Here is a 3,659-nt window from a genome sequence, read left to right on the forward strand (position 1 = left end):
GCGGTATGATATGTGGCGGACATAGACCTCCCGCATCAGCGGGTCTGCCTTTGCCATCATTCTCAAGAAACCAACGATGACGATCCAGATGGCAACGCCGAACAGGGCGGAGTATGCCGTMAGCACCACGAAAATAAGGATGACGGCAGCAAGCCCGGTGAGYAGCACCAGCTCCCGGTCCGCGCCCATCAACAGGTTCGGGCGCGATAGGGCACGGTGAATGCGGTTGCGTTGCAGTCCGGACAAGGCCTCAGCCATGTGCCCTCTCCCCTTCTCCGCTCGGATCGATGGACCTGGCTCGCTCGTCCGGCAGTCCGATCGACGCGCCGGTGGCGCCGAAAAGGCCAACGATGTTGGTCGCGCCGAGCAGGATACCGGCGACAAGCACCACATAGACGAGCCGCCGCGCGAAATCGTTGAGYTCRCCRCCGAAKATCAGCATGCCGCCGGCRATCGCSACYGCYGCAAGYGCGATGGCRCCGGCAACCGGGCCGGTGATCGATTCCTGGATTTGTTGCAGCGGCCCTTCCCATGGGAGGCTGCCGCCGGAACTCGCGAGTGCGGKGGCAACCGACGCCAGGACGATGGGCACTGCAAGGAGCGCAGCGGCGATAGTAGCATTCTTAGGCGACATGGCGCGCCTCCTGTTCTTCCGTGAGCTCATCGGACTCGATTTCGTATTGGCCGTGTGCGTAGCGCTCGACCTGAATGACATCGCGAACGCGCCGACCCCTAGCCGTCCGTTCGATCGAGATGATGAGATCGACCGCCTCGCCGATCACCTCCTGCATCGGCTGTTGGCTGGCTTCGGCGGTCAGTTGCTCAAGGCGGCGGAGCGCCGACATTGCAGTGTTGGAATGGATGGTCGCGACGCCACCAGGGTGGCCGGTATTCCACGCTTTAAGCAAAGTGAGCGCAGCGCCGTCACGKACTTCGCCGACGACAATCCGGTCGGGACGCAGCCGCATCGTGCTCTTTAAGAGCCGCGCCATATCGACAGTATMGCTTGTGTGGAGAAGGACGGCGTTGTCGGCTGTGCATTGGATCTCTGYGGTATCCTCGAGGATAACGAGGCGGTCGTCTGGCGCCGACTTGACGATTTCRTYGATGACGGCGTTYGYRAGYGTCGTCTTGCCSGARCCGGTGCCGCCGGAGATGATGATGTTGAGCCGAGACGAAATCGCGCTGCGGATTGTCAACGCTTGCTGCTCGCTCATCACGCCCKAGCGCACGTAATCCTCAAGTGGGATCAAGCKAGAGGCGCGACGACGGATGGTGAAGGCCGGCTTGGAGACCACAGGAGGCAACAGTCCTTCGAAGCGATGGCCGCCGATCGGCAGTTMGCCGGAGACGATCGGCTGCTCGTTATCGACCTCGGACTGGAGCGAATGCGCCACGGTTCCGATAATCATTTMAGCACTTGCGGACGACATTTCTCCGGCGGGTACAACGCCATGGCCGAGTCGTTCGATGAACAGTTTGCCGTCCGGATTGAGCATGATTTCGACRACAGTCGAATCATCGARCGCGACGCAGAGCTGATCGCCGAGCGCCTCCTGAAGCTTGCGGACGAGTCGAGGATGAGAACGAAGCTGGTTCACGGTTTTCTCCTTATGCTGCCTGACCCAGCGGACCATTGAATTGCGAGCGATAGCTGGACGGGCGGAGCCTCAGAAATGTTTCTACGTTCACCGGAAGGATCCCGGCGATGGCTGTAGTCACGCCGATACGGCTCGGATCGCCGATGCGCTGAAGCGGCCAGCCGACACGACCGAGAATGCGTTCGAACCGCAGGTCGGTCACCGTCACGATCTCGGTGATGCCGTTTGCGAGGCACCACTCGGTGATGCCGGCAAACATCGTCAGCGTTGCCTCATGCACTGAGCCTGCCCCCCTSCCCTCYTCAARGGTCGTATCSACGCAGAAGCGGGAGCTCTCGATCATTGCAGGGTGTGCGTTCAGTCCGTCGCTCGGTAGCAGCGACGGAAAGATGTTCGTCACCATCGTCGGGCCAACGGCCGGCAGAAGCCGCGCGCAGCCGCTCACGTTGCCGAGGTCGGAGACGGCCAGGATGTAAGTGGGGTMAAGAGTATCGAAGCCGTCCGATTCCTCGCCATATACGACGTTGACCTCCCAGCCCAACCGCTCCGCGAAGACGCGAGCGCGTAGCTGGTGATGTTGCTGGATGAGCCGAGCTTCGTGAACATTCCGCGGTTTGTTGAGCGCGAAAACCTGCATGAATTTCTCCGTCGTCGTTKATCGGCTGAGAAGTCAGCATGGAACGGTACTGCGCGGTAGTTGGAGGATCATGCAATGACTGGCGAGTGAGTCGCTCCATGATGAGCGCCTTGTTTGCGGAAATCATGCCTCGTCGCCCTTAACGCGGTCGGCAAGTTTTGCAGGATTCACAGATAAACAGATAGAGAACGCCGCAGAACCTCTGGCTTGTTAACTCACGATTATTAAAGGAAAATCGGGCGGGATCGAATTTACCTGCGCGATGGCGTTAACCTCTTGTTAACCTTAAATGTCTTGCGGCTAGGTKGGAATCGGGAGATAGTTTCGCAAATGATGGCGTTCTAGCCATTTTTTCGAAAGTGTAGTCCTCCGGGGAATTAGTTCGCGAAATGACCAACATGTTGCCCAACAGATTTGATATCGAGATCGCCCAGCAAGGGGCGAAGATCTCAGGTGCGTTGCACATGTTGCGCAGCCAGCAGTATCCGCMGGACGCCCGCAAGGGACTKCGCAAGTTTCAGCTTGCGGAGGTTGCCGACTTCATGGGAGTAACCCAGACTCATCTCAGGCAGATCCATGCCGATGGCAAGGGGCCTGAAATAGAATCGGTTGGCGGACGCCGCTATTATACCGCCGATCAGATGCTTGAGCTCCGTGATTATCTTGAGGCCAACAAGAAATCCGACAAGAGATACTATGTTCCTAAGCGCAGAGAGGGCGAGCCGATGCAGATTGTGTCGGYGGTCAACTTCAAGGGCGGAAGCGGCAAGACCACAACGGCCGCACATCTTGCACAATATCTCGCCCTCACCGGGCATCGGGTGCTCGCGGTCGACCTCGATCCCCAGGCATCCCTGACCTCCCTCTTCGGGATCCAGCCGGAGCTTGATGATACGGCGTCTCTATATGAGGCTCTTCGCTTTGACGACGAGCGCAAGTCGATCGCCGATGTCATCCAGCCGACCAATATTCCCGGACTGGATGTCGTGCCAGCAAACCTGGTTCTTCAGGAATACGAGTATGACGTGCCGCTGGCGATCTCTTCCAAGAAAGGTGAGGACGGCCGACTGTTCTACATGCGGATCGCCAGCGCTCTGAAGCAGGTCGATGACAAATACGATGTGGTCGTCATCGATTGCCCTCCTCAGCTCGGTTATCTGACCATTACCGCGCTCATGGCGTCKACCGGGATCCTCATCACCATTCATCCTCAGATGCTGGACATCATGTCGATKAGCCAGTTTCTGATGATGCTCGGCGGGATCATGKGKCCCGTCGCCGAGGCCGGCGCCGAAATGCGTGTTCAGTGGTTCCGGTACCTCATCACGCGATTTGAACCCACGGATATCCCGCAGGCTCAGATGGTCGGGTTCATGCAGTCGATGTTTGCACAGCAGATGCTGAGAAACCACGTATTGAAG

General features: G+C 58.5%; 5 protein-coding genes. 1 reads left to right on the top strand and 4 read right to left on the bottom strand.

The genetic code is table 11. From position 1 onward, the window contains the following. The 4 genes from QD357_RS31445 to traI form a co-directional block, all read right to left on the bottom strand. Window positions 1-258: conjugal transfer protein TrbD (locus tag QD357_RS31445; protein WP_414125888.1), on the bottom strand; the 258-nt coding region annotated here is incomplete at its 3' end. After that, on the bottom strand, window positions 251-634 hold the full coding sequence (locus QD357_RS31450; protein ID WP_414125889.1) for a TrbC/VirB2 family protein: 384 nt from the start codon (window positions 632-634) through the stop codon (window positions 251-253). The genes QD357_RS31445 and QD357_RS31450, both read right to left, overlap by 8 nt. Beyond that, window positions 624-1,601, bottom strand: coding sequence for a P-type conjugative transfer ATPase TrbB (gene trbB / locus QD357_RS31455; RefSeq protein WP_414125890.1), 978 nt, complete (start codon window positions 1,599-1,601; stop codon window positions 624-626). Before trbB ends, QD357_RS31450 begins: the two co-directional genes overlap by 11 nt. Window positions 1,602-1,611: 10 nt before the next feature. Then, window positions 1,612-2,238, bottom strand: a complete 627-nt coding sequence (gene traI / locus QD357_RS31460; protein WP_414125891.1) for an acyl-homoserine-lactone synthase TraI — start codon at window positions 2,236-2,238, stop codon at window positions 1,612-1,614. Window positions 2,239-2,627: 389 nt separating this feature from the next. Between traI and repA the strand changes: the two genes are divergently transcribed. After that, a partial coding sequence (repA, locus tag QD357_RS31465) for a plasmid partitioning protein RepA (RefSeq protein WP_414125892.1) occupies window positions 2,628-3,659 on the top strand: 1,032 nt, incomplete at its 3' end.

This window comes from Rhizobium sp. BR 317 (assembly GCF_047445835.1).
Taxonomy (GTDB): domain Bacteria; phylum Pseudomonadota; class Alphaproteobacteria; order Rhizobiales; family Rhizobiaceae; genus Rhizobium; species Rhizobium paranaense.